The organism is Reyranella aquatilis (genome assembly GCF_020880995.1).
Taxonomy (GTDB): domain Bacteria; phylum Pseudomonadota; class Alphaproteobacteria; order Reyranellales; family Reyranellaceae; genus Reyranella; species Reyranella aquatilis.
Genome location: NZ_JAJISD010000017.1, coordinates 14,829 through 35,685 on the forward strand (window position 1 = coordinate 14,829; position 20,857 = coordinate 35,685).

Annotated in this window: 20 protein-coding genes; 14 read left to right on the forward strand and 6 right to left on the reverse strand. The window is 66.4% G+C overall.

Annotation, left to right across the window (positions count from 1 at the left end; genetic code table 11):
- The first annotated feature begins 26 nt into the window (after nt 1-26).
- Nucleotides 27-1,037 (forward strand): putative 2-aminoethylphosphonate ABC transporter substrate-binding protein, encoded by a 1,011-nt coding sequence (locus LJ725_RS27170; protein ID WP_230554098.1) that lies wholly within the window; start codon nt 27-29, stop codon nt 1,035-1,037.
- A gap of 15 nt (nt 1,038-1,052) precedes the next feature.
- Here the strand turns inward: LJ725_RS27170 and LJ725_RS27175 are convergent, their stop codons facing one another.
- Nucleotides 1,053-2,738 (reverse strand): Na/Pi cotransporter family protein, encoded by a 1,686-nt coding sequence (locus LJ725_RS27175; protein WP_230554099.1) that lies wholly within the window; start codon nt 2,736-2,738, stop codon nt 1,053-1,055.
- Between the two features lie 72 nt (nt 2,739-2,810).
- The gene (locus LJ725_RS27180) at nt 2,811-3,677 is read right to left on the reverse strand and encodes a LysR substrate-binding domain-containing protein (RefSeq protein WP_230554100.1); all 867 of its coding nucleotides are present in this window, start codon (nt 3,675-3,677) and stop codon (nt 2,811-2,813) included.
- A 74-nt stretch (nt 3,678-3,751) separates the two neighbouring features.
- On the opposite strand from LJ725_RS27180, the gene LJ725_RS27185 reads away from it, so the two are divergent.
- Genes LJ725_RS27185 through phnY form a run of 3 tightly spaced genes read left to right on the forward strand, consistent with a single transcriptional unit; the run spans nt 3,752 to nt 7,647 of the window.
- Nucleotides 3,752-4,903: a 2-aminoethylphosphonate--pyruvate transaminase gene (locus tag LJ725_RS27185; RefSeq protein ID WP_230554101.1), complete on the forward strand. Its 1,152-nt coding sequence runs from the start codon at nt 3,752-3,754 to the stop codon at nt 4,901-4,903.
- 11 nt (nt 4,904-4,914) lie between these two features.
- Nucleotides 4,915-6,171: a phosphonoacetate hydrolase gene (gene phnA / locus LJ725_RS27190; protein WP_230554102.1), complete on the forward strand. Its 1,257-nt coding sequence runs from the start codon at nt 4,915-4,917 to the stop codon at nt 6,169-6,171.
- 9 nt (nt 6,172-6,180) lie between these two features.
- Entirely contained in the window at nt 6,181-7,647 is a 1,467-nt protein-coding gene (gene phnY, locus LJ725_RS27195; protein ID WP_230554103.1) for a phosphonoacetaldehyde dehydrogenase, read from the forward strand.
- Between the two features lie 30 nt (nt 7,648-7,677).
- On the opposite strand, the gene LJ725_RS27200 is transcribed toward phnY, so the two are convergent.
- Both LJ725_RS27200 and LJ725_RS27205 read right to left on the reverse strand, forming a co-directional pair.
- Nucleotides 7,678-8,610, reverse strand: coding sequence for a DUF2950 domain-containing protein (locus LJ725_RS27200; protein WP_230554104.1), 933 nt, complete (start codon nt 8,608-8,610; stop codon nt 7,678-7,680).
- The gene (locus LJ725_RS27205; protein ID WP_230554105.1) at nt 8,607-9,869 is read right to left on the reverse strand and encodes a DUF3300 domain-containing protein; all 1,263 of its coding nucleotides are present in this window, start codon (nt 9,867-9,869) and stop codon (nt 8,607-8,609) included. Before LJ725_RS27205 ends, LJ725_RS27200 begins: the two co-directional genes overlap by 4 nt.
- A 337-nt stretch (nt 9,870-10,206) precedes the next feature.
- Between LJ725_RS27205 and LJ725_RS27210 the strand changes: the two genes are divergently transcribed.
- From LJ725_RS27210 to LJ725_RS27220, 3 genes are all read left to right on the forward strand, one after another.
- On the forward strand, nt 10,207-11,058 hold the full coding sequence (locus LJ725_RS27210) for a bile acid:sodium symporter family protein (protein WP_230554106.1): 852 nt from the start codon (nt 10,207-10,209) through the stop codon (nt 11,056-11,058).
- A 68-nt stretch (nt 11,059-11,126) separates the two neighbouring features.
- Entirely contained in the window at nt 11,127-11,951 is an 825-nt protein-coding gene (locus tag LJ725_RS27215; protein ID WP_230554107.1) for an isocitrate lyase/PEP mutase family protein, read from the forward strand.
- Between the two features lie 9 nt (nt 11,952-11,960).
- Nucleotides 11,961-12,584: a hypothetical protein gene (locus LJ725_RS27220; protein ID WP_230554108.1), complete on the forward strand. Its 624-nt coding sequence runs from the start codon at nt 11,961-11,963 to the stop codon at nt 12,582-12,584.
- Between the two features lie 3 nt (nt 12,585-12,587).
- On the opposite strand, the gene LJ725_RS27225 is transcribed toward LJ725_RS27220, so the two are convergent.
- On the reverse strand, nt 12,588-12,968 hold the full coding sequence (locus LJ725_RS27225; protein ID WP_230554109.1) for a rhodanese-like domain-containing protein: 381 nt from the start codon (nt 12,966-12,968) through the stop codon (nt 12,588-12,590).
- A 157-nt stretch (nt 12,969-13,125) separates the two neighbouring features.
- On the opposite strand from LJ725_RS27225, the gene LJ725_RS27230 reads away from it, so the two are divergent.
- From LJ725_RS27230 to LJ725_RS27245, 4 genes are all read left to right on the forward strand, one after another.
- Complete coding sequence (locus tag LJ725_RS27230) at nt 13,126-14,367, forward strand: MFS transporter (protein ID WP_230554110.1); 1,242 nt, start codon at nt 13,126-13,128, stop codon at nt 14,365-14,367.
- Nucleotides 14,364-14,735 carry a RidA family protein gene (locus LJ725_RS27235; RefSeq protein ID WP_230554111.1) on the forward strand — a complete coding sequence of 124 codons (372 nt, stop codon included), beginning with the start codon at nt 14,364-14,366 and terminating at the stop codon, nt 14,733-14,735. The genes LJ725_RS27230 and LJ725_RS27235 overlap by 4 nt, the downstream gene beginning before the upstream one ends.
- Before the next feature lie 64 nt (nt 14,736-14,799).
- Entirely contained in the window at nt 14,800-16,284 is a 1,485-nt protein-coding gene (locus LJ725_RS27240; protein WP_230554112.1) for a flavin-containing monooxygenase, read from the forward strand.
- Nucleotides 16,285-17,550: an MFS transporter gene (locus LJ725_RS27245; RefSeq protein ID WP_230554113.1), complete on the forward strand. Its 1,266-nt coding sequence runs from the start codon at nt 16,285-16,287 to the stop codon at nt 17,548-17,550.
- 15 nt (nt 17,551-17,565) lie between these two features.
- On the opposite strand, the gene LJ725_RS27250 is transcribed toward LJ725_RS27245, so the two are convergent.
- A complete protein-coding gene (locus LJ725_RS27250) occupies nt 17,566-18,339 on the reverse strand; it encodes a 2-keto-4-pentenoate hydratase (RefSeq protein WP_230554114.1) in 774 nt (257 codons plus the stop codon).
- A 39-nt stretch (nt 18,340-18,378) separates the two neighbouring features.
- Between LJ725_RS27250 and LJ725_RS27255 the strand changes: the two genes are divergently transcribed.
- The 3 genes from LJ725_RS27255 (at nt 18,379) to LJ725_RS27265 (ending at nt 20,815) form a co-directional block, all read left to right on the forward strand.
- A complete protein-coding gene (locus tag LJ725_RS27255; protein WP_230554115.1) occupies nt 18,379-19,194 on the forward strand; it encodes an isocitrate lyase/PEP mutase family protein in 816 nt (271 codons plus the stop codon).
- 116 nt (nt 19,195-19,310) lie between these two features.
- On the forward strand, nt 19,311-19,676 hold the full coding sequence (locus LJ725_RS27260; RefSeq protein WP_329958401.1) for a MarR family winged helix-turn-helix transcriptional regulator: 366 nt from the start codon (nt 19,311-19,313) through the stop codon (nt 19,674-19,676).
- A gap of 92 nt (nt 19,677-19,768) precedes the next feature.
- Nucleotides 19,769-20,815, forward strand: a complete 1,047-nt coding sequence (locus LJ725_RS27265) for a putative 2-aminoethylphosphonate ABC transporter substrate-binding protein (protein WP_268990898.1) — start codon at nt 19,769-19,771, stop codon at nt 20,813-20,815.
- Nucleotides 20,816-20,857 lie beyond the last annotated feature (42 nt).

The following is a 20,857-nucleotide window of genomic DNA, read 5'->3' on the forward strand; positions in this document are numbered from 1 at the left end:
CGGCAAGATAAAGGGGAGTGTGGGGCATGCGTCTGCTGGTGGTTCTCGCGACGACGGTGCTCGCACTGTCGGGCGTCGCACGGGCTCAGGAAGTTGTCGTCTACACCTCCTACGAGCGCGAGGATCTTGCGCCCTACAAGGCGCGCGCCGAGAAGGACCTGCCGGGCATCACCATCCGCTGGGTGCACGATGCCAACGGTGTGCTGACTGCCCGACTGCTCGCCGAAAAGGCCAACCCGCGCGCCGATGCCGTCTGGGGCGTTGCGGCCTCGAGCCTCGGGCAATTGGCCGAGGCCGACGTGCTGCTGCCCTACGCGCCGCCCGGGCTGGCCAGGATCCCCGCCAAGTTCCGCGATCCCGCCAACCCGCCGCGTTGGTTCGGCAATTCGGCCTGGGTGGCCGCCATAGTGTTCAACGAGGCCGAGGCCAGGAAGCTCGGCATCCCGAAGCCCGAAACGTGGGCCGACCTCACCAAGCCCGTCTACAAGGGCAAGATCGTGATGCCCCATCCGTTGTCGTCCGGGACCGGCTTCCTGGACGTCTCGGCGTGGCTTCAGGCCTTTGGCGAGGAAGAGGGCTGGAAGTTCATGGATGGCCTGCACGAAAACATCTGGCGCTACACCCATTCGGGCTCCCAGCCGGCGACGCTGGCGGCGCGCGGCGAGGCGGTGGTCGGCATCGCCTTCGACATCCGCGCTGCCCGCGAGCTGGCGCAGGGTGCGCCAGTCGCGATCGTGTTTCCGGAGAAGGGCCTGGGCTGGGAGATGAACGCCTTCGCCGTCGTGAAGGGCGCACCACATCTCGAGGCGGCGAAGAAGCTCGCCGACTGGGCGGCCTCGGACGCGGCGATGCAGATGTATGCCGAGACCCGCGCGGTCGCGGCCCGGCCGGAATTCTCGAAGCCGGTCAAGAACCTGCCCCCGAACCTCGCCGATTTGCTGATGGTGAACGACTTCGCCTGGGCGGCCGCCAACCGCGAGCGCATCCTCGCCGAATGGTCCAAGCGCTACGACACCAAGGCCGATCCGAAGAAGTAGAGGCCGTCCGGATGCTCAGAGCGACGGCGCGGCGTGGCCCGCCGTCTCCGTCGCGGTTGTCTTGAGGCGTGTCTCGGCCAGCTCGCCGGCGGCTTCGAGGATCGGATAGGCCACCGTCGTCAGGTGGCCGTTGATGCGCTTGAGGTCGCGGATCACGTCCATGTGGATGGAGCTGGTCTCGATCGACTCGGGGCGTCCCTCGCGTAGGCGGGCATAGTGGCTGTCGGCGGCGTGCGCCTCGGCCTCGCGGATCGCCGCCTTCTCGGCCACCAGGCGGCGCGCCAGGGTGATGTCGCGGGTCGTGAACACGTTCATCGCCAGCCTGAGATTGTCGAGCACGCGGGCATGGAAGGCGCGCAGCTCCGCCGTGCCCTCGGCTGAGAAGGAATAGCGGTTCCTGATCTTCTTGGCAGCCAGTTCCATCAGGTTCTTGTCGATGATGTCGCCGGCATGTTCGAGGTTGGTGACGAAGGTCAGGATCTCGACGTAGCGCCTGCCGTCCTCCTCGCCGAGCTCGGTGCGTGAGGTCTGGATAAGGTAGAGCTTGATCGCCTCGTAGAGACTGTCGACGGCATCGTCCGCGGCCTCGATCGACTTCATGGCGCGCGCGTCGTTCTTCTCGAACACGTCCATCGTCTGGCGCAGCATGTCCGCGACCCTGTCGCCGAGATTGAGCGTCTCGCGCATGGCGCAGGCCAGCGCCTCGGCCGGCGTGTCGAGCACGTTGGGGTCGAGGTTACGCGGCTTGCCAGGATCGTCGGCCTGCGGACGGTCGGGGACCAGACGGCGGCACAGGGCGGCCACGGGATCGATCAGCGGCAGGAAGACGATCGCCGCCACCACACTGAAGGCCGTGTGGAAATTCACCAGCAGCCGACCGGGCGCCGGATCGAGCACCAGAAGCCACTGGTGAAGCGGGCCGAGGAACGGCAGCAGAGCCACGCCGACGATCACGCGCGTGATGAGGTTGCCGAGCGGCAGGCGCCGCGCTTCGGTATCGGTGGCGGCCTGGTCGAAATAGGGGGCGATCGCGCCGCCGATATTGGCGCCGATCACCATCGCCATGCCGAGCTTTGGGTCGATGATGCCGCTGGCGGCGAACGACATGACCAGCAGCACCGTCGACAGGCTCGAATGGATGAACCAGGTGGCGGCCGCCGCGACCAGCACCGCCATGACATACTCGTCCTGCAGCCCGGATAGCACGGCCACGAAGGCGGGCGCGTTGCGCAGCGGCAGGGCGGCGGCTTCCAGCAGGTGCAGCGACAGCAGCATCAGGCCGAGGCCGATCGCGACGCGGCCCAGATGGCGCGCCTGGTCCGAGCTGTTCGAGAGGAAGGCGATGACACCCGCCGCGATCATCAACGGCGAGATCCAGCCCAGCGGGAAGGAGAGGACCTGTGCCGTCAGGGTCGTCCCGACATTGGCGCCGAGCATCACGGCGAGACCGATCGAGAGGGAGATCAGCCCGCGGCCGGCGAACGAGGCGAGGAGCAGGGCCGTCGCCGTGCTCGACTGCAGGACGCCCGTCAGGACCACGCCTCCGGCGAAGGCGGAAAAGCGGTTGCGCGAACAGGCGCCGATGGCCCGGCGAAGCGTGGCCCCGAAGGCGCGCGTCAACCCGGTGCGCACCATGCGCACGCCCCACAGCAGCAGGCAGACGCTGCCGAGAACGTTCAGGATCGTATCGACGCCTTGCATGATCGCGGAATCCTACGCCTGGTCCTTGATTGATGAAAGTTTTTTGACGGTTTTGTTACGCTGCGTGCTGCTTCAGGAGGCCAACCGTGTCGCCTCATCCATGAATGCACGAACGAGCGCGACCCTCCGACGCTCCTGAAGGCAGACGGCATATTCGGCGACAGCGAGGTCATGGTCGGCGATCACGATGCGCCGGAACCGGCGATCCTCCCCCAGTTCGCTCGCAAATACCGCACCGACGCCGAAGCCGGCTGCCACCGCCTCGCGCACGCCCTCGCGGGTCTGCACCTCGACGATCGACGCGGGCTTGATATCGGTCGCCGCCATGGCCTGTTCGAGCACCTCCCGTGTGATCGAGCCGCGTTCGCGCAGCACCAGCTCCTGGTCGTTGAGCCCGGACAGGGGCATGCGGCCGCGCTTCGCCATCGGGTGGCCGGCAGGCGCAAACAGGACGAGCCGGTCGGTGCGCAACCGAACGGCGTGCAGGCGGGGATCGGACAGGCTCTTGGCCATCACAGCGACGTCCGCCTCGTGGCGCAGTAGCCGTTCCAGCACGACGGCTGAATTGTCGATCGACAAAGCAAAGGTGAGCCCGCCCGCCCGTTTGCGCAGGGCCGCCATGATCGGTACGACGTGATGCGCCGAATCGGCGGCGATGCGCAGATGCCCGCGCGTCAGCGCGCGCTCGCCCTGCAGCAGCGCCTGTGCCTCTTCCTGGAGCGCGAACAGCCGCGTCGTAACGCCATGCAGCTGCCGGCCGGTTTCGGTCGGGGTGACGCTGCGGCCGCGCCGGTCGAACAGGCGCACGCCATAGGCCTTCTCGAGTGCGGTGACCTGGCCCGAGAGATTGGGCTGGCTGAGGCCGGAAGCGCGTGCCGCGGCGGAAAAGGAGCCGGCCTCGGCCACGAGGTGGAAGGCACGGAGCTGCGTGGGCGTCATATATAGGAAACCAATAGTTAACATATGGAATATATACTGGACGGATAGACACCGCGAGCCGATCATCCGCCGCCATGAACACAAAGCCTGCCGCCTCCGAAACCGGCGATCCGCTGCTGCTGACGCCCGGCCCGCTCACCACCTCGGCCAGCGTGAAGCAGGCCATGGTCCACGATTGGGGTTCCCGCGATCAGGGCTTCATCGGCATCAACAAGATGGTGCTGGAGAAGATCGTCGAGCTGGCCGGGGGACAGGGCACCCACGTCACCGTGCCGGTCCAGGGTTCCGGCACCTTCGCCGTCGAGGCGATGATCACCAGCTTCGTGCCGAAGTCCGGCAAGCTGCTGGTCGTGATCAACGGCGCCTATGGCCAGCGCGCCAGGAAGATCGCCGAGATCGCCGGCCGCGCCGTCGCCACCTACGAGACGCCGGAGGACACACCCCCTGACCTCGCGAAGCTCGAGGCCATGCTCGTGGCCGATCCCGCCATCACCCATGTCTTCGCCGTCCATTGCGAGACCACGTCAGGTATTCTCAATCCGATCGCGGAGCTCGCGGCGCTGGTGAAGAAGCAGGGCCGCCGCCTGCTGGTCGACTCGATGTCGGCCTTCGGCGCCATCGAGATCGATGCGCGCACCGTCCACTACGACGCGCTTGCGGCCTCCTCGAACAAGTGCCTCGAAGGCGTGCCGGGCCTCGGCTTCGTGGTCTGCCGGAACACCGCGCTGGCCGAATGCAAGGGCAACGCGACCACGCTCGTGCTCGACCTGTTCGACCAGGCCGAGGGCTTCGCCAAGACCGGCCAGTATCGCTTCACGCCGCCGATCCACGTGATCGTGGCGCTGGGCAAGGCCATCGAGGAGCATGCAGCGGAAGGCGGAGTCGCGGGCCGCGGCAAGCGTTATCGCGAGAATGCGAAGGTGTTGATCGACGGCATGCGCGCCATGGGTTTCCAGACCCTGCTGCCGAACGACCTGCAGGCGCCGATCATCATCACCTTCCACATGCCGACCGATCCGAAGTTCGTCTTCCAGCGCTTTTATGACGGTTTGAAGGACCGCGGCTATGTGATCTATCCGGGCAAGCTCACCGTGGCGGATTCGTTCCGCATGGGCTGTATCGGCCGCCTCTATCCCGACCATATGCGCGGCGCCCTGGCGGCAGTCCGCGAGGTGTTGGACGAGATGCGGGTCACAAACGGCGGTCCGGCGCTGGCAGCGGAATAGGGGAACAGGACATGGCACCCGACAGCATCAACGTCAGCGGCGGCGACATTTCCGTCAACGGCCGTAGCTACCGCCTGCCCAAGCAGCCCGTCGTCGTGGTCTGTGTCGATGGTTCGGAGCCCGGCTACATCGAGCGCGCCGTCGAGGCGGGCCAGGCGCCGTGGTTTGCCAAAGTGCTGAAAGAGGGCACCAGCCTCGTCGGTGATTGCGTGGTGCCGAGCTTTACCAATCCGAACAATCTCTCGATCGTCACCGGCCGTCCGCCTTCGGTCCATGGTATCTGCGGCAACTACTTCCTCGATCCCGACACGGGCAAGGAAGTGATGATGAACGATCCGAAGTTCCTGCGGGTCGAGACGCTGTTCCCGGCCTTCCAGCGCGCCGGCTGCCGCATCGCCGTCGTCACCGCCAAGGACAAGCTGCGCGGTCTGCTGGGCAAGGGTCTCGAGCTGGGCGCCGGCAAGGCCTGCTCCTTCTCGTCGGAGAAGTCCGACAAGGCGACGCTGGCCGATAACGGCATCGACCATGTGAACGAACTGGTCGGCATGGGCGTGCCCGACGTCTACAGCGCCGGCCTCTCGGAGTTCGTCTTCGCCGCCGGCGTCAAGCTGATGGAGCGTGACCGACCGGAGATCATGTATCTGTCGACGACCGACTACATCCAGCACAAGCACGCGCCGGGCACGCCTGTCGCCAATGCCTTCTACGCCATGATGGACGGCTACCTCGGGAAGCTCGACGCGATGGGCTGCACCGTCGTCGTCACGGCGGATCACGGCATGAACGCCAAGTTCGGCAGCGACGGCCAGCCGGACGTGATCTATCTGCAGGACGTGTTCGACGGCTGGGTGGGCAAGGACAAGGCCCGTGTCATCCTGCCGATCACCGATCCCTATGTCGTCCATCACGGCGCGCTGGGCTCCTTCGCCGTCGTCTATTGCGACACGCCACAGGAGTGGGCGGCCAAGCTGAAGGCAATGCCGGGTATCGAGGCGGCGCTCACCAAGGAAGAGGCGGCGGCCCGATTCGAGCTGCCGGCCGATCGCCTGGGCGATCTCATCGTCGTCTCGACCCAGCACAAGGTGCTGGGCACCTCGGCGTCGCGGCACGATCTTTCGGGGCTCACCGAGCCGTTGCGCAGCCACGGCGGGATCTCCGAGCAGCGGGTGCCGTTGCTGTGCAATCGCAAGCTCGCGAACCCTGATACGGGTGCGCATCGCTGGCGCAATTTCGACGCCTTCGACCTCGCCCTCAACCTCGTCGCCTGAGAGAGTTCCATGGACACCATCACAAGTTCGAGCGAACGGGCGGGCTCCGACGTCCGGCATGAGTATCTCCGGATCGCCGGGAAGAAGGTCGAGACCAAGGCGCGCCTCGAAGTGCGCTTCCCCTGGGACAATCGCCTGGTCGGCACCGTGCCCCGCGCCACGCCCGAGCTGGTGGCCGAGGCCTTCCAGATCGCCCATGACTACAAGCCGAAGCTGACCCGCTATCAGCGCCAACAGATCCTGCTCAAGACCGCGGACCTGCTGGTTTCCCGCAAGGAAGAGCTGTCGCGCCTGATCACGCTGGAGTCGGGCCTCTGCCTGAAGGACTCAGCTTACGAGGTCGGCCGCGCCTACGATGTCTTCACCTTCGCGGGCCAGCTCTGCATGCTGGACGACGGGCAGACTTTCTCCTGCGACCTCACCCCGCACGGCAAGTCGCGCAAGATATTCACCCTGCGCCAGCCGCTGAATGCCATCTCGGCGATCACGCCGTTCAACCATCCGCTGAACATGGTGGCGCACAAGTTGGCGCCGGCCTTTGCGACCAACAACTGTGTCGTGCTGAAGCCCACCGAGCTGACGCCGCTCACGGCGCTGTTCCTGGCCGACACGCTCTACGAAGCCGGCCTGCCGCCGGAGATGCTTTCGGTGATCACCGGCAATCCCTCCGACATCGGCGACGCCATGATCGTCGACCCGCGCGCCGATCTCGTGACCTTCACGGGCTCCGTCCGGGTCGGCAAGTACATCGCGGAGAAGGCGGGCTACAAGCGCATCGTCCTGGAGCTGGGCGGCAACGACCCGCTGATCGTCATGGAGGATGCCGACCTCGACAAGGCGGCCGAGCTGGCCGTCGCCGGTGCCACCAAGAACTCGGGCCAGCGCTGCACCGCCGTGAAGCGCATCCTGGTCGTCGATAAGGTGGCCGATGCCTTCGTGGAGCGGGTGCTCGCCAAGGCGAAGAAGCTGAAGGCCGGCGATCCGCTCGATCCGGAGACCGATGTCGGCACCGTGATCCACGAGCGCGCCGCCACGCTCTTCCAGAACCGCGTCAGCGAGGCGGTTGCCAAGCATGGGGCGAAACTTCTGCACGGCAACGACCGCCAGGGTGCACTCTTCCCGCCCACGGTGGTGGATCATGTCGACCCGCAGGCCGAGCTGGTGCGCGAGGAGACGTTCGGCCCGGCGATCCCGATCATCCGCGTGAAGGACATCAACCACGCCATCCAGGTCTCCAACAGCACGGCCTATGGCCTGTCGTCGGGCGTCTGCACGGATCGTCTCGACTACATCACTAAGTTCGTCGACGAGCTGCAGGTCGGCACGGTGAACGTCTGGGAAGTGCCGGGCTACCGCATCGAGATGTCGCCGTTTGGCGGCATCAAGGACTCGGGTCTGGGCTACAAGGAAGGCGTGCTCGAGGCTATGAAGAGCTTCACCAACGTGAAGACCTGGTCGCTGCCCTGGCCGGGCTAGGGCGATATCGCGGCTTGCCTTGGCGTGCCGTCACGGCGGCGTTGTGTCGGCTTTCTCCCAGCCCTTGCCGGGATTGAAACTGGTGATCGCTGCCGCCTTAGCCGTGGTATCCGGGCCGAGATCCTGCTCGTAGACGACGCCGTCCTGGTTGACCATGAAGGTCATCACGCCGGTGTCGTCGTAGCGGATCGGCCAGGCGAGAATCGCGAAACCGCCGATCATCCGGTCCTTGACGAGATAGTCGTAGGCGCCGCCGGGCGCATCGGGGCCCTGCGAATAGAGAAGCCGGAAGCGATAGCCGTAGTAGCCGTCCTCCGTGCCGCCCTGTCCCTGCGCCTGGGCAGTGGCCAGAGCCGGACCGATCGGGCTCTCGGGCTCACCCGGCCCCGCATCCCAGTAGAGACCGTCCTTCTTGCCCGGTGAACTGAGGAGCCGGCGCGCATAGACGGGGACGCCAACCTTCATCGGATCGAGGGCGGCGTATTCATGCTCGGCGTCGACCAAGGCCAGCAGGCTCTGGATCACCGACAGTTCGTTGCGCCCAATGCGGCGCGCCGTGATCTCCTTTCGGCCCGCCTCGATGTCGAAGCGCCACAGGTCGCCGTCGCGGATGACGGGAATGGGGCTGGTCCAGCCCGTCGTGCCCGCCTCGATCGTGGCTCTGTCGCCGTCGACCACGACCTTGTGGCTCGCATCCCAGGCCTGGAGAAACCTTTCCCGCAACCGGTCTTCGTCTTCCGGGCGGCCCAGCACCAGGTCGCGCCAATCCGTGCCGAGGATGGTGCTCACGGCCTTGCCGTCGTCGCGCCGGATCGCCTCTGTAAGGGCGTTCGCGGCCGCTTCGGCGGTCGGGAAGCCCTGGGGTTTGGCTCCTTGCGCGAAACCAACCGTGGTGACGCTGCCCGCCAGGCAAAGGGCGAGGATCAGTATGCAGGAAATCCGCTTGAGCATCGGGATGTTCATCGCCGTCCTCCGCGCTCGCCGCCGCCGGCTCGTGCCGCACCGGCACCGCCCCCGCCACCGCGCGCGCCTCCGCCGCTGGTGTGTGTGGCCGCGCGCGACTGCTGGGCGCGCCCGCGCGCGGCCTCGCGGTTGGTGCGTTGTCCGTTGTCGACGCCGCGGATAGCGCCGCCGCCGCGGGGCGCGCCGGCATTGTTCTGAAAGTTGGGATGCTGCCCGCTGGCGGCCCGATTGGTGACGTTGGGTCGCTGGGCCGCTCCACCACCGGCTCGATTGGGCAGGTTGGCATGCTGGCCGCCCGCGTTCGGCAGGTTCGGGCGTGCGTTCGCCTGTCCGGTTGCCGGACGGTTCTCGAGGCGGCCGCGGAATTCCTGGCGCTGCTCGGCGCCGGGGCGCGTCTGGTTGAAGCGTTGGCGCGTTGCCGGATCGCGATAGGCCACGCCCTTGCGGTGGACCGGTTCGTGCTGCCAGCGGCCGTTGTTGATGTTCGCGACGTTGAAGTTGCGGTCGATGTTGACGGCCCGGTTGACGTTCACGTTCACGTAGCTGTTGCCACGGCCCCAGTTCCAGCCGCCGAAGATCGCGCCGGCCGCTGCGATGCCCACGCCGAACATCAGGCCCCGGAGAAGGGCCGACCCGTAGCCGTAGCCCGGCGGCGGCGGATAGTAGGTCGGCGGATAGGCGGGATAGGGCCAGGTTCCGTAGACGGTGTTGGGGTTGTAGGCCGGCACATAGATGACTTCGGGGTTGGTCGGCGCGATCACGATCGTGCGGTCGCTTCCCGAGCCTTGAGCGGTCACCGTCTGTTCTTTGCCACTCTGCAGGTTGCCGGCGTCGGCGGCCCGGGCGCGCAGGCGTTGGATCGAATCGGCAACGTCCTGTTCCTGGGCGATCATGGCGTCGCCCACCTTCTGCATCCAATCGAGATTGTCGCTGAGCTGCGCGAGGATCTGGGGAAACGCGGTCAACGATTTCACGCTGACGTCCCAGCTCTTGTCCTTGACGGCGGCGACGGCTGCATCGCCCTTCAGCGACGGATTGGCCTTCGCCCAGCGCGCCGCCTCGACGACCTCGAGAGGATAGCTGGCGGCCATCAGCGTCTGGGCCAGGACCGCATCGGGATAGAGGGCGATTGGTGCCAGCATCTGGTCGAGTTGCTCGGGCGTGAAGGAGGGCTTGGTCGCATCCTGAGCGAAGGCGCCCCGCGCGACGCTCGCCGCCAGCACGGCGCCAAGGGCGGTCATCAGGCTGCGACGCTGCATGCAATTCTCTCCCATGCCGATCACTCTACTCGCCCGGCGGACGAATGCGAGAACTCCCGCTCGGCGTTGCGCTGCATTGCCGGTACGCAGCCACTGAGCCCGCGGCGAGATTCTGTGGTAGCGGATGGGCCGGGCACCCGGAAAAATGAGAAGATGAAAGCTCGAACTCCCATTTGGTCGATGCTCGGGGCTCGGTTGGCAATCGAGGCCGCGGCAGCGCCCGTCCCAGCGGGTGCGAGGCCCCCTGGCCGGCCGGATCGCCCTGACTTTGTCCCGTCTGCGCCCCGCGGTGCGGGTCGGGAATGGCCGCTCCGTACAGACACCCGGGAGTCTTGATTTGACGGTCGTCCTGCTCGTACTCCTGAAGATGACCGTGACGGTGATCATCTTCGGGATCGGCCTCGATTCGACACCTCGCGATGCGCTGAGGCTGTTCCGCCATCCCGCCCTGCTGTTGCGCTCGGTGATGGCGATGTACGTCCTGGTCCCGCTGGCTGCGGTCGGGCTGGTGAAGCTGCTGCCGCTGTCGCCGGGTGTCGAGGCGGGCCTGCTCGTCCTCGCGGTTTCGGCCGGGGCCCCGCTGCTGCCGCGCAAGCTGCTTGGCATCGGCGACGGTGCCTACATCTTCAGTCTGGTCGTCGTCTCGTCGGTCCTGGCGGTGATCCTGGTGCCGGTGTGGCTCGAAATGCTCGTGCCGCTGTTTCCGCGGCTGCCGCACCTCGCACCCGAGCGGGCGGCCCTGGTGCTGGGTGAGTCGTTCTTCCTGCCGCTGCTGGCGGGCATGGCGGTGCGCTGGCTGCTTCCGGGAATCGCCGCGCGGATCGGCGGTCGTCTGGTGGGGCTCGCCGGACTGGTGCTGGCCGCGGCGGCGCTCACGCTGCTCATCGTGAACTGGCATGTCGCGCTCGAGGTCAGTTGGCAGGGGGTGGCGGCCCTCGCAGTGCTGATCCTGATGGCCCTGATCATCGGCCATCTGGTCGGCGGGCCAAACGAAGAGGACCGTACGGCGCTCGCCGTGGCATGCGCGATGCGCCACATCGGTGTCGCCGTGGTCGTGGCGACGTCCCTGCCGGGGGCTCGCGTCGCCGTCGTGATCTCGGTGTACATCGCGATCTCCGTCGCCGTGACGCTGCCGTACATGCGATGGCGCCGAAAGATCGCCACGAAAACGGGCGCCGCACCGAAATAATCTCGATTGCCCTCGCAAGCGCGCGCGGGACAAACTGCGCCGCTTTCGAAGAGTATGGGGAAACCTTCATGAGTGTCAGTCAGGCCGAGAAAGCCCGAAAGTTCCGTGCGCTGCATGACGCGCCGGGCGCCTTCGTCATCGCCAATCCGTGGGACGCTGGCTCGGCGCGCGTCCTCGCCGGTCTCGGCTTCCAGGCCCTCGCGAGTTCGAGCGGTGCCAAGGCCGGCGTGCTGGGAAAGCGCGATGGCAAGGTGACGCGGGAGGAGGCGCTCGCCAATGCCCGGATGATCGTGAACGCCACCGACCTGCCGGTGGCCGCGGACCTCGAGAAGGGTTTCGGCGACACCCCCAACGACGCGGCCGAAACGATCCGCCAGGCGGTGGGCGTGGGTCTGGTGGGCGGCTCGATCGAGGATGCGACCGGGAATCCCGATCAGCCCCTGTTCGACATCGACACGGCCACCGTGCGCATCAAGGCGGCGGTGGAAGCGGCGCGTTCGCTGCCCGTGCCCTTCATTCTGACGGCACGCGCGGAGGGCTTTCTGCGCGGTAAGCCGGATCTCGGCGACGTCATCAAGCGCCTGCAGGCCTTCGAGGCCGCCGGCGCCGACGTGCTGTTCGCGCCGGGCCTGCCCGACCTGGCCTCGGTCAAGAAGGTCTGCGGTGCGCTGCGCAAGCCGTTCAACTTCATGGTCGGGATCAGGGGCAAGTCATTCAGCAAGGCGGAACTGGAAGCGGCCGGCGTAAAGCGGATCAGCCTCGCCACCTCGCTGTACCGCGCCGCAATGACCGGCCTGATCGAGGCCGCCACCGAGGTTAAGGACAAGGGTACTTTCTCCTATCTCGACCGTACCGTTCCCACTCCTGATCTCAACGCGTTCATGAAGGACTAGGAGTGGGCGATGCTGACCGAAGAAGAGATGAAACGCATCGCGGCCGAAGAGCGCTATCGCCACTCGATCCGCATGTCGCTGGAGCAGGAGGCGGCCAAGCCCGCGGTCGAGCCGGCAGCGCCACCGGCCCCGGGATTCGGTTCGAGGGTCTATGAATTCCTGAACAGCTCCGTCGGCATGTGGCTGTTGTCTTCGGTGGTTCTCACCGGCGGTGCGGCCTTTCTGCAGCAGATCCAGCACGAGCACGAGATAGCCCAGAAGAACCAGTCCGACCTGATCAACCATCGCTTCGAGATCGAACATCGGCTGGACGGGATGAGTTTCCTGCTGCGCCGGGCCAAGACGGTCGGCGACGCCAAGGCGGCATTGGGTGGCATCTTCAAGAGTGCGATTCCCCTGACGCCGGAGCTGCAGAACCGCAGCCTCGCCTCGCTCTATCTCGCCGTTTATCCGATGCTCGTCGGCACCGAGAAGGAAAAGACCAACAAGGCCTACAATCTGGTCAAGCAGCTCGAGGACGTGGAACTGCTGCTCCAGCCGTTGCCCGACGACAAGCCGCTCGACGAGGATCAGCGCAATCAGATCACCAAGCTGCTGACGGCGATCCAGCAGCTCAAGTTTGCCGAGAAGTGAGCCTCAGGACTTGTCGACCGCTCCACCGCTGTCGACCCAGTCCTTGAAGCCACCGAGGTTGACGACATTGGCGAACCCGAAGTCCTTCAGGACCTTGCCGCTGAGCGCGGCCCGGCCACCCGAGGCGCAGTAGACAATCACGGTCTTGGACTTGTCGAAGGCCTTGTCGTGGTAGGGCGACTGTGGGTCCGCCCGGAACTCGAGCATGCCGCGCGAAACGTTGACGGCATTCGCGATCTTTCCGCTGTTGGCGACCTCGGCGGCGTCGCGCACGTCGAGGACGAGCGTGTTTCCCTTGGCGATCAGGGCCTTGACTTCAGCCGGCGTGACCTTCGGCACGGCGGCATTGGCGGCTTCCATCAGCTGTTTGACGCTTGTGGTCATCAGGTCCTCCCGGGGGCTTTCGTGGACACGCGACGGGACGTGGAATTGTTGCGGCTGGCTGGCATGCGCTCCCGACGTTCCAGTAAGCTACTGCAAACATGAAGCCCGAAGGAAGCGTCCATGATCCGAGTCGTTTGCCGTGCAAGGCGCGGCTGAGTTGAGTTCCCTGTTTCATGGCTGGCGGGTCGTCGGGGCCTGCTTCGTGATCGCCGCAGTTGCCTGGTCGCTGGGACTCTTCGGCTCGAGCGTGTACCTGCAGGCCGTGACGTCGGCGCACGGTTGGCCGATCGCCGAGGTGGCGTCGGCGATCACCGTGTTCTTCCTCGTGAGCGCGAGCATCCAGCGCGTCGTGGGCCGCAGCATCGACCGTTTCGGGCCGCGTCCCGTGTTGTTGCTGGGGCTGGCCTGCATGGCGACGGGTGTCTCGCTGATCGGGCAGGTGCGCGCGCCGTGGCAACTCTATCCCTGCTTTGTGCTGCTCGGTTTCGGGTGGTCGACACTGTCGATGACGGGCATCACCACCACCGTGGCGCCCTGGTTCGAGCGCCACCAGGGCCGGTCGATGACGCTCGCCATCATGGGGGCGAGCGTCGGCGCCATCGCCGGCGTACCTCTGCTGCTGCTCGCCATCGGCGAGTTCGGCCTCGGGCACGGCCTGATCGCCGCCGGTGTCGTCGCCGTGGCGCTGCTGGGGCCGCTGATCGCGATCGTGCTGCGTTACCGCGGGCCGGCCGATCTCGGCCTTCCGCGGGATGGCGAGGCCGGCCGGGCCGATGCACCAACGCTCCATCTCGCGCCGATCGCCAACGCGGGCAATCGGCGGCTCCTCCTGGGAAGCGCCACGATCGCGTTCGCGCTCGGCCTCGCCATCCAGATCGGCTTCATCACTCATCACGTGGCGCTGGCGGAGCCGCTGCTGGGACGGGCGGGAGCAGGCATGCTGGTCAGCGCGTCGGGCGTCGCGGCCTTCGTCGGTCGCCTCATTCTCGCGCGCATCGTGGACCGTGTGGACGCGCGTCGGCTGGGCGGCTTTGTCATGATCGCGCAGGCGGGCTCGCTGCTGGCCATCGCGTTCTGGCCGGTCGTGCCCGTCCTCGTCGTCGCGAGCCTCGTCTATGGCTATGGCATCGGGCACGTCACCACGCTGGGCCCGGTCGTCGTCCGTCGCGAGTTCGGCGCCGCGGCCTTCGGGACCACCTACGGCACCGCCGCCACCGTGATCCAACTCACCTCCGCCTTCGGGCCGGCTATGTTCGGCTTCCTGCGCGACGGATTCGGCGGCTACGGTCCGGGCTTCGTGATTGCCGCCATCGTCACCCTGATCGGCTGTGCGTCGCTGTTCATCGGCGGTCGCGCCGGGGCCATAGTGCGGACGGGACCGTCAGGGAGGCAAACATGAGCACCAGCGACATCATCCGCATCCCCAACCCGCGGGTGCCGGCCAAATCTTCGGTCGCCATCTACCGCCTGCCGGGCGGCGGAGGGTTCCTGTGGGGCGTCGCGACGTCGCCCGACCGGACGCAGGACATCCGCGTGCAGACCCTGGGCGCGCTTGGCGTGATCGATGGCTACCTGAAAGACGCCGGTCTCGACCGCACCCGCATCGTGAAGGCCGAGATCGTTGTCACCGACCACGACAACAAGCCGGCCTTCGACGAGGCCTGGGCCACCTGGATGCCGGCCAATCACGGTCCGGTCCGGTCGTTCGTGCAGTCGGTCATGCCCGAGGGCGACCTGATCGAGATCATCGTCACCGCGGCCCTGTAGCCGCACCCGCAGGCGCGCGGAAAGGCGAGTTGCCAGTCGGAATGCTTTCCGCAATGAAGTCCTGATGGACACGATCATAGCCCCGGCGCCCCAGAACCGCACAGCCTCTGAACATTTCGACGTGCTGATCGTCGGTGCCGGGCTTTCAGGCATCGGCGCCGCCTGGCATCTGCAGAAGAACTGCCCGGGCAAGCGCTACGCCATCCTCGAGGGCCGTGCCGCCAGCGGCGGGACATGGGACCTGTTCCGCTATCCCGGCGTGCGCTCCGACTCCGACATGTACACGCTCGGCTACCGGTTCCGGCCCTGGAAGGATCCGAAGGCGATCGCCGACGGTCCCGCGATCCTGAGCTACATCCGCGAGGTCGCGAGCGACAACGGAATCGACCGGCACATCCGCTACGGCCACCGGGTGATCGGTGCTTCCTGGTCGACACCGGACGCGAAGTGGACGGTCGAGATCGAGCGCGGAGCGGAGCGCCTGTTCGTCTCCTGCGGCTTCCTCTGGATGTGCAGCGGCTACTACCGGTACGAGGCAGGGTACCTGCCGGAGTTTCCCGGCATCGATTCCTTCAAGGGGCGGGTCGTGCATCCGCAGCACTGGCCGCAGGATCTCGACTATGCCGGCAAGAAGGTGGTGGTGATCGGCAGTGGCGCCACCGCCGTGACGGTCGTGCCGTCGATGGCCGAAACCGCGGCCCACGTCACCATGCTGCAGCGCTCGCCCACCTACGTCGTGGCGCGGCCGGCGCAGGATCCGATCGCCAACAAGCTGCGGCGTCGGTTGCCGCTCAAGCTCGCCTACATGCTGACGCGCTGGAAGAACGTCCTGCTCGGCATGTATTTCTACCAGATGTGCAAGCGCAAGCCGGAGAAGGTGAAGAGCCTGATCCTGGGCGGCGTGCGCCAGATGCTGGGACCGGACTACGATGTCGCGACCCACTTCACGCCGAAATACAATCCCTGGGACCAGAGGCTCTGCCTGGTGCCGGACGCCGATCTGTTCCGCGCCATCCGCAAGAAGAAGGCCTCGGTCGTGACCGACACGATCGAGACGTTCACGGAAAAGGGCATCCGGCTGAAGTCGGGGGCCGAGCTGGAGGCCGACGTGGTCGTGACGGCGACCGGCCTCGTGGTACAGCCGCTGGGGGGCGCGAAGCTCGTAGTCGACGGCAAGCCGGTCAAACCGTCGGACACCATGATCTACAAGGGCATGATGTATTCCGACGTCCCGAATCTCGCGTCTGTCTTCGGCTACACCAATGCTTCGTGGACGCTGAAGGCCGACCTCGTCTGCGAATATGTCTGCCGGCTGCTGAACTACATGGACCGCAAGGGCTTCAGGCAGGCGACACCGCACAACAGCGATCCGACGCTTAGGGAAGAGCCATGGGTCAATTTCTCCTCCGGTTACATCCAGCGCGCGCTGCCGCATCAGCCCAAGCAGGGCAGCAAGCGGCCGTGGAAGCTCTACCAGAACTACGTGCTCGACCTCTTGACCCTGCGCCACGGCTCCGTGCGTGACCGGGCGATGGTCTTCACCAAGTAGATGGGCGAGCAGGTCAACTCGCCGGCCCGCATCCTGACGGCCAGTCTCGTCGGAACGACCATCGAGTTCTTCGACTTCTACATCTTCGCGACGGCGGCGGTGCTGGTCTTCCCGCACCTGTTCTTCCCGACCAGCGACCCGACCTCGGCCGTCCTGCAGTCGTTCGCCACCTTCTCGATCGCCTTCTTTGCGCGGCCGCTGGGCGCGGCGGTCTTCGGCCACTACGGCGATCGCATCGGCCGCAAGGCCACGCTCGTCGCCGCCCTCATGACGATGGGGCTGTCGACCGTGATGATCGGCTTCCTGCCGGGCTACGATACGGTCGGAGTCTTCGCGCCGCTGCTGCTGGCGATTTGCCGTTTCGGCCAGGGTCTGGGACTGGGCGGCGAATGGGGCGGGGCGGTCCTGCTGGCGACCGAGAATGCGCCACCGCACCGGCGCAGCTGGTACGCCATGTTTCCCCAGTTGGGAGCGCCGCTCGGCTTCGTCCTGTCGGCGACCTCCTTTCTCCTGCTGACGGAAACTCTGACCAACGAACAGTTCCTGAGCTGGGGATGGCGCATCCCGTTCGTGTCCAGCCTGCTTCTGGTGCTGCTCGGCCTGTATGTCCGGCTCAAGATCACCGAGACACCCGAGTTCCAGAAGGCCGTGGACACCGAGGCGCGGGTCGCCGTGCCGATCCTCGACCTGCTGCGCTCGCACAAGCGCGCACTGCTCCTCGGCACGCTGGTCGCGCTCGCGACCTTCGTCCTGTTCTATCTGATGACGGTGTTCTCGCTGAGCTGGGCCACCAGCAAGCTCGGCTATTCGCGCGAGCGCTACCTGGAGATTCAGCTGATCGGCGTGGCCTTCTTCGCCGCAACCATTCCGCTGGCAGCCTGGCTGAGCGACCGGTACGGCCGGCGCACTGTGCTCCTGATCGCCACCGCCTGCACCGGCGTGTTCGGCCTTTTCTTCGAACCGCTGCTCGCCTCTGGCCTTGCCGGCGCGCTGGCCTTCAACATCGTCGGTCTCGCCCTGATGGGCTTCAACTACGGGCCGATCGGCGCGGCGCTGGCATCGCCGTTTCCGGTCTCCGTGCGCTATAGCGGCGCCTCGATGACCTTCAACCTCGCCGGCATATTCGGGGCGTCGCTGGCGCCCTACATCGCGACCTGGCTGGCGCTGAACTTCTCGCTGGCCTGGGTGGGCTACTACCTGCTGGCGGCCTGTCTGCTCACGCTGGCGGCCATGGTGATCAGCCGGGACGCCGAGCTGTCCTCCTGAGCCGGGCGGCGGCCATCAGGTGAAGGAGACCGTGACCGAACCGAACGGGCCGAATTCGGCCACGTAGGTTTCGCCGGGCTTTGGCGCCAGCATCCCGGTGAGGGTGCCGGTGCTCACCATCTGGCCTTCCTTCATGCCGACGCCGGTGCGCGACAGTTCGTTGGCGAGCCAGGTGAGCGGCACCATCGGATGGTCGAGTGCAGCTGCGGCCGTGCCCTTACGGCGCAGGCGGCCGTTGGACGACAGCGTCGCCTCCTGGCCGGGGATGTCGAGGTTGCGCCAGTCGTCGATGGCCGGGCCATAGACAATCGTACCTGAGCCGGCACCATCGGCCAGGATGGCCGGCAGCGGCGGGAACGACGCGTCGTGGATGAAGCGGCACTCGGCCAGTTCGAGGCCGGGGTGCAGCGACGCCACCGCGTCGGTCACTTCCTCGACGCTGTACGGCTCGTCGCGCGGCGGCAGATCGCGGCCCAGCTTCGCCTGGTACTCGACCTCGGGGATAGGGCTTGCAAGCGTTGCATGCACGGCGCTGTGTGGCGTTTCTTTCAGGAAATAGACGCGGCCGTAGATCGGCGAATCGGTCCGCAGCGCCTTCTGCATCTCCTCCTTCATAGCCGCGATCTTCCAGCCCAGCACCGGCCAGCCCAGCTCCTCGGCGACCATGCCGGCGATCCGGTAGGCCGTCGCGTTGTCCCGCGGCACGAGATGCGGTGCGAGACCGCTCTGGCTGCGACGCTCGCGGCGAAGCGTGGCGAGGAGGCGGGCGAGTTCCCGTTGCGCTGACATGTCCATCGGTGTTCCTTAGCAGAAAGCGGAGGACACGAAATGCGGACGCAGGCGGAAAAGGGACAGGCGTTTCGCGAGCTGCACGAGCGGCCCGGCCTGTTGCTGCTGCCCAACCCCTGGGATGCCGGCACGGCCAAGCTGCTGCAGTCGCTGGGCTTCGAGGCGCTGGCGACCACCAGCCTCGGCATGTCCAATGCGCTGGGCCGCGTCGACGGCGACAATGCGGTCAATCGCGACGAGCTGATCGAGAATTGCCGGGTCATCGCCGGCGCGACCGACCTGCCGGTGAATGCCGATCTCGAGAACGGCTACGCCGACGATCCGAAGGAAGCCGCCACCATTCTGCGCGATGCGGCGGCCGTTGGCATCGTCGGCGGTTCGATCGAGGACTGGAGCGGCGAGAAGATCTACGACTTCAACCACGCGGTGGAGCGCGTGGCAGCGGGCGCCGAGATGGCGCGCTCGCTGTCCGTGCCATTCACCTTTACCGCGCGCGCGGAGAATCTGATCCGCGGCGTCAAGGACCTCGACGACACGATCCGCCGGCTGCAGGCTTTCGAGAAGGCGGGCGCCGACGTGCTCTACGCCCCGGGCCTGCGCGATCTCGCGACCATGCGCACCGTGGCATCGGCGGTGACGAAGCCGCTGAACGTCGTGATGAGTGCCGGCGATCCCGACCTCACGGCCGAGCAGATCGCGGCGACAGGCGTGAAGCGGATCAGCGTCGGCGGCGCGCTGTCGCGACTGGCGCTGGCCGCCTTCATGAAGGGCGCGACCGACATGAAGGCGGGCAGCTTCTGGTGGATGCGCGACACGATACCGACCAGCGACCTCAAGAAGGTGTTCGGGACCTGATGGTGCGGAAGACAAGGCATGGCTCTCCAATCCCCGAAGCCGGCAAAGGCAAGCGGGGCCCCGAAGGTCACCTGGGTTACCTTCTGCGGCAGGCCCACGCGGCAGTGCGGGCGGCCATGGAGAAGGCTCTGGCCGACCTCGACGTGACGCCGCCCCAGTTCGCCGTGCTGACCATGGTCGTGAACTATCCCGGTATCTCTGGCGCGGAGCTTGCTAGGCTGACCTTCCTGACGCCGCAGACGATCAACGTGATCGTCCGCAATCTGGTCAGGGCCGGGCATGTGGAGAAGACGGCCGACGCCACGCACGGCCGCATCCTGCGCCTGCATGCGACCGCCAGCGGGGAATCCCTGCTGAAGCGCTGCCGGACGCGGGTCATGGGGGTCGAGGGGCGGCTGGCGGGGTTGCTGGGACGGGACGAGGAGCGGGTGGTGCGGGGATGGCTTGCCGCGGTTGGCGAGAAATTGACCGAAGAACGCTGAGTGCACCGCGCGCCGACTGTTGTAACATAAGGGTCACGAATGGCCTGTAGCTGCAGGCGTTCGACAGGGGCTGAACAGGGGGACTTCAACAAATGATCGATCGGACCATCTTCAGGCGCGCCACGCTGGCGGGCGCCGCCGCTCTCGCGATGTTCGGCCTGGCATCGCCGGCCTTCGCGCAGAAGACCAAGCTGACCGTCTACACGGCGCTCGAAAACGACCAGCTCGATCCGTTCAAGAAGGCCTTCGAGGCCGACAACCCCACCATCGAGATCGCCTGGGTGCGCGATTCGACGGGTGTCGTTGCGGCCAAGCTGATGGCCGAGAAGGACAATCCCCGGGCCGACATCATCTGGGGCCTCGCCGCCTCCAACGTCGGCCTGATGGCCTCGATGGGCATGCTCGAGCCCTATACGCCGGCCGGTGCGACCGCGCTCAACCCGATGTTCCTGAGCGGCAAGACGCCCCAGACCTGGGTCGGCATGGACGCCTATCTGTCGCTGGTCTGCTTCAATACGGCCGAGGGCAAGAAGAACAACAAGCCGGTTCCGACCAGCTGGGCCGACCTGATCAAGCCGGAGTACAAGGATTCGATCGTGATGCCGAACCCGGCTTCGTCCGGCACCGGCTACCTGACGGTCGCTGCCTGGCTGCAGATCATGGGCGAGGAAGCGGGCTGGAAGTACATGGACGCGCTCCATCAGAACATCGCCCAGTACATCCATTCGGGTTCTGCGCCCTGCGTCCAGGCCGCCAAGGGCGAGCGCCTGATCGGCATCGGTCTCGACACGCGCGGTGCTTCGGAAAAGACCAAGGGCGCTCCGCTCGAACTGGTGATCCCCAAGGAGGGCTTGGGCTGGGAACTCGAGGTGACCGCCATCGTCAAGGGCACCAAGAACCTCGAGGCGGCCAAGAAGCTCGCCGACTGGGCGGCCTCCAAGAAGGCCAACGAGCTCTACGCCAAGACCTATCCGATCGTGGCCTATCCGGGCGTCGCGATCACGCCGCCGAACTATCCGCCGAATCTCGAGAAGGTGATGGTGAAGAACGACGTCGAGTGGATGGCAAAGAACCGCGACCGCATCCTGGCGGAGTGGACCAAGCGCTACGACGGCAAGTCGGCACCGAAGGCCAAGTAACGCCAAACGGCATCGATCCTCTGTTGTCATCCTGAGCGGGAG

Excerpts from the sequence above, each read along its gene's own strand:
- LJ725_RS27170 (WP_230554098.1), top strand. The coding sequence starts at position 27 with ATGCGTCTGCTGGTGGTTCTCGCGACGACGGTGCTCGCACTGTCGGGC.
- LJ725_RS27175 (WP_230554099.1), bottom strand. The coding sequence starts at position 2,738 with ATGCAAGGCGTCGATACGATCCTGAACGTTCTCGGCAGCGTCTGCCTG.
- LJ725_RS27180 (WP_230554100.1), bottom strand. The coding sequence starts at position 3,677 with ATGACGCCCACGCAGCTCCGTGCCTTCCACCTCGTGGCCGAGGCCGGC.
- LJ725_RS27185 (WP_230554101.1), top strand. The coding sequence starts at position 3,752 with ATGAACACAAAGCCTGCCGCCTCCGAAACCGGCGATCCGCTGCTGCTG.
- phnA (WP_230554102.1), top strand. The coding sequence starts at position 4,915 with ATGGCACCCGACAGCATCAACGTCAGCGGCGGCGACATTTCCGTCAAC.
- phnY (WP_230554103.1), top strand. The coding sequence starts at position 6,181 with ATGGACACCATCACAAGTTCGAGCGAACGGGCGGGCTCCGACGTCCGG.
- LJ725_RS27200 (WP_230554104.1), bottom strand. The coding sequence starts at position 8,610 with ATGAACATCCCGATGCTCAAGCGGATTTCCTGCATACTGATCCTCGCC.
- LJ725_RS27205 (WP_230554105.1), bottom strand. The coding sequence starts at position 9,869 with ATGCAGCGTCGCAGCCTGATGACCGCCCTTGGCGCCGTGCTGGCGGCG.
- LJ725_RS27215 (WP_230554107.1), top strand. The coding sequence starts at position 11,127 with ATGAGTGTCAGTCAGGCCGAGAAAGCCCGAAAGTTCCGTGCGCTGCAT.
- LJ725_RS27220 (WP_230554108.1), top strand. The coding sequence starts at position 11,961 with ATGCTGACCGAAGAAGAGATGAAACGCATCGCGGCCGAAGAGCGCTAT.
- LJ725_RS27225 (WP_230554109.1), bottom strand. The coding sequence starts at position 12,968 with ATGACCACAAGCGTCAAACAGCTGATGGAAGCCGCCAATGCCGCCGTG.
- LJ725_RS27235 (WP_230554111.1), top strand. The coding sequence starts at position 14,364 with ATGAGCACCAGCGACATCATCCGCATCCCCAACCCGCGGGTGCCGGCC.
- LJ725_RS27240 (WP_230554112.1), top strand. The coding sequence starts at position 14,800 with ATGGACACGATCATAGCCCCGGCGCCCCAGAACCGCACAGCCTCTGAA.
- LJ725_RS27245 (WP_230554113.1), top strand. The coding sequence starts at position 16,285 with ATGGGCGAGCAGGTCAACTCGCCGGCCCGCATCCTGACGGCCAGTCTC.
- LJ725_RS27250 (WP_230554114.1), bottom strand. The coding sequence starts at position 18,339 with ATGTCAGCGCAACGGGAACTCGCCCGCCTCCTCGCCACGCTTCGCCGC.
- LJ725_RS27255 (WP_230554115.1), top strand. The coding sequence starts at position 18,379 with ATGCGGACGCAGGCGGAAAAGGGACAGGCGTTTCGCGAGCTGCACGAG.
- LJ725_RS27260 (WP_329958401.1), top strand. The coding sequence starts at position 19,311 with ATGGAGAAGGCTCTGGCCGACCTCGACGTGACGCCGCCCCAGTTCGCC.
- LJ725_RS27265 (WP_268990898.1), top strand. The coding sequence starts at position 19,769 with ATGATCGATCGGACCATCTTCAGGCGCGCCACGCTGGCGGGCGCCGCC.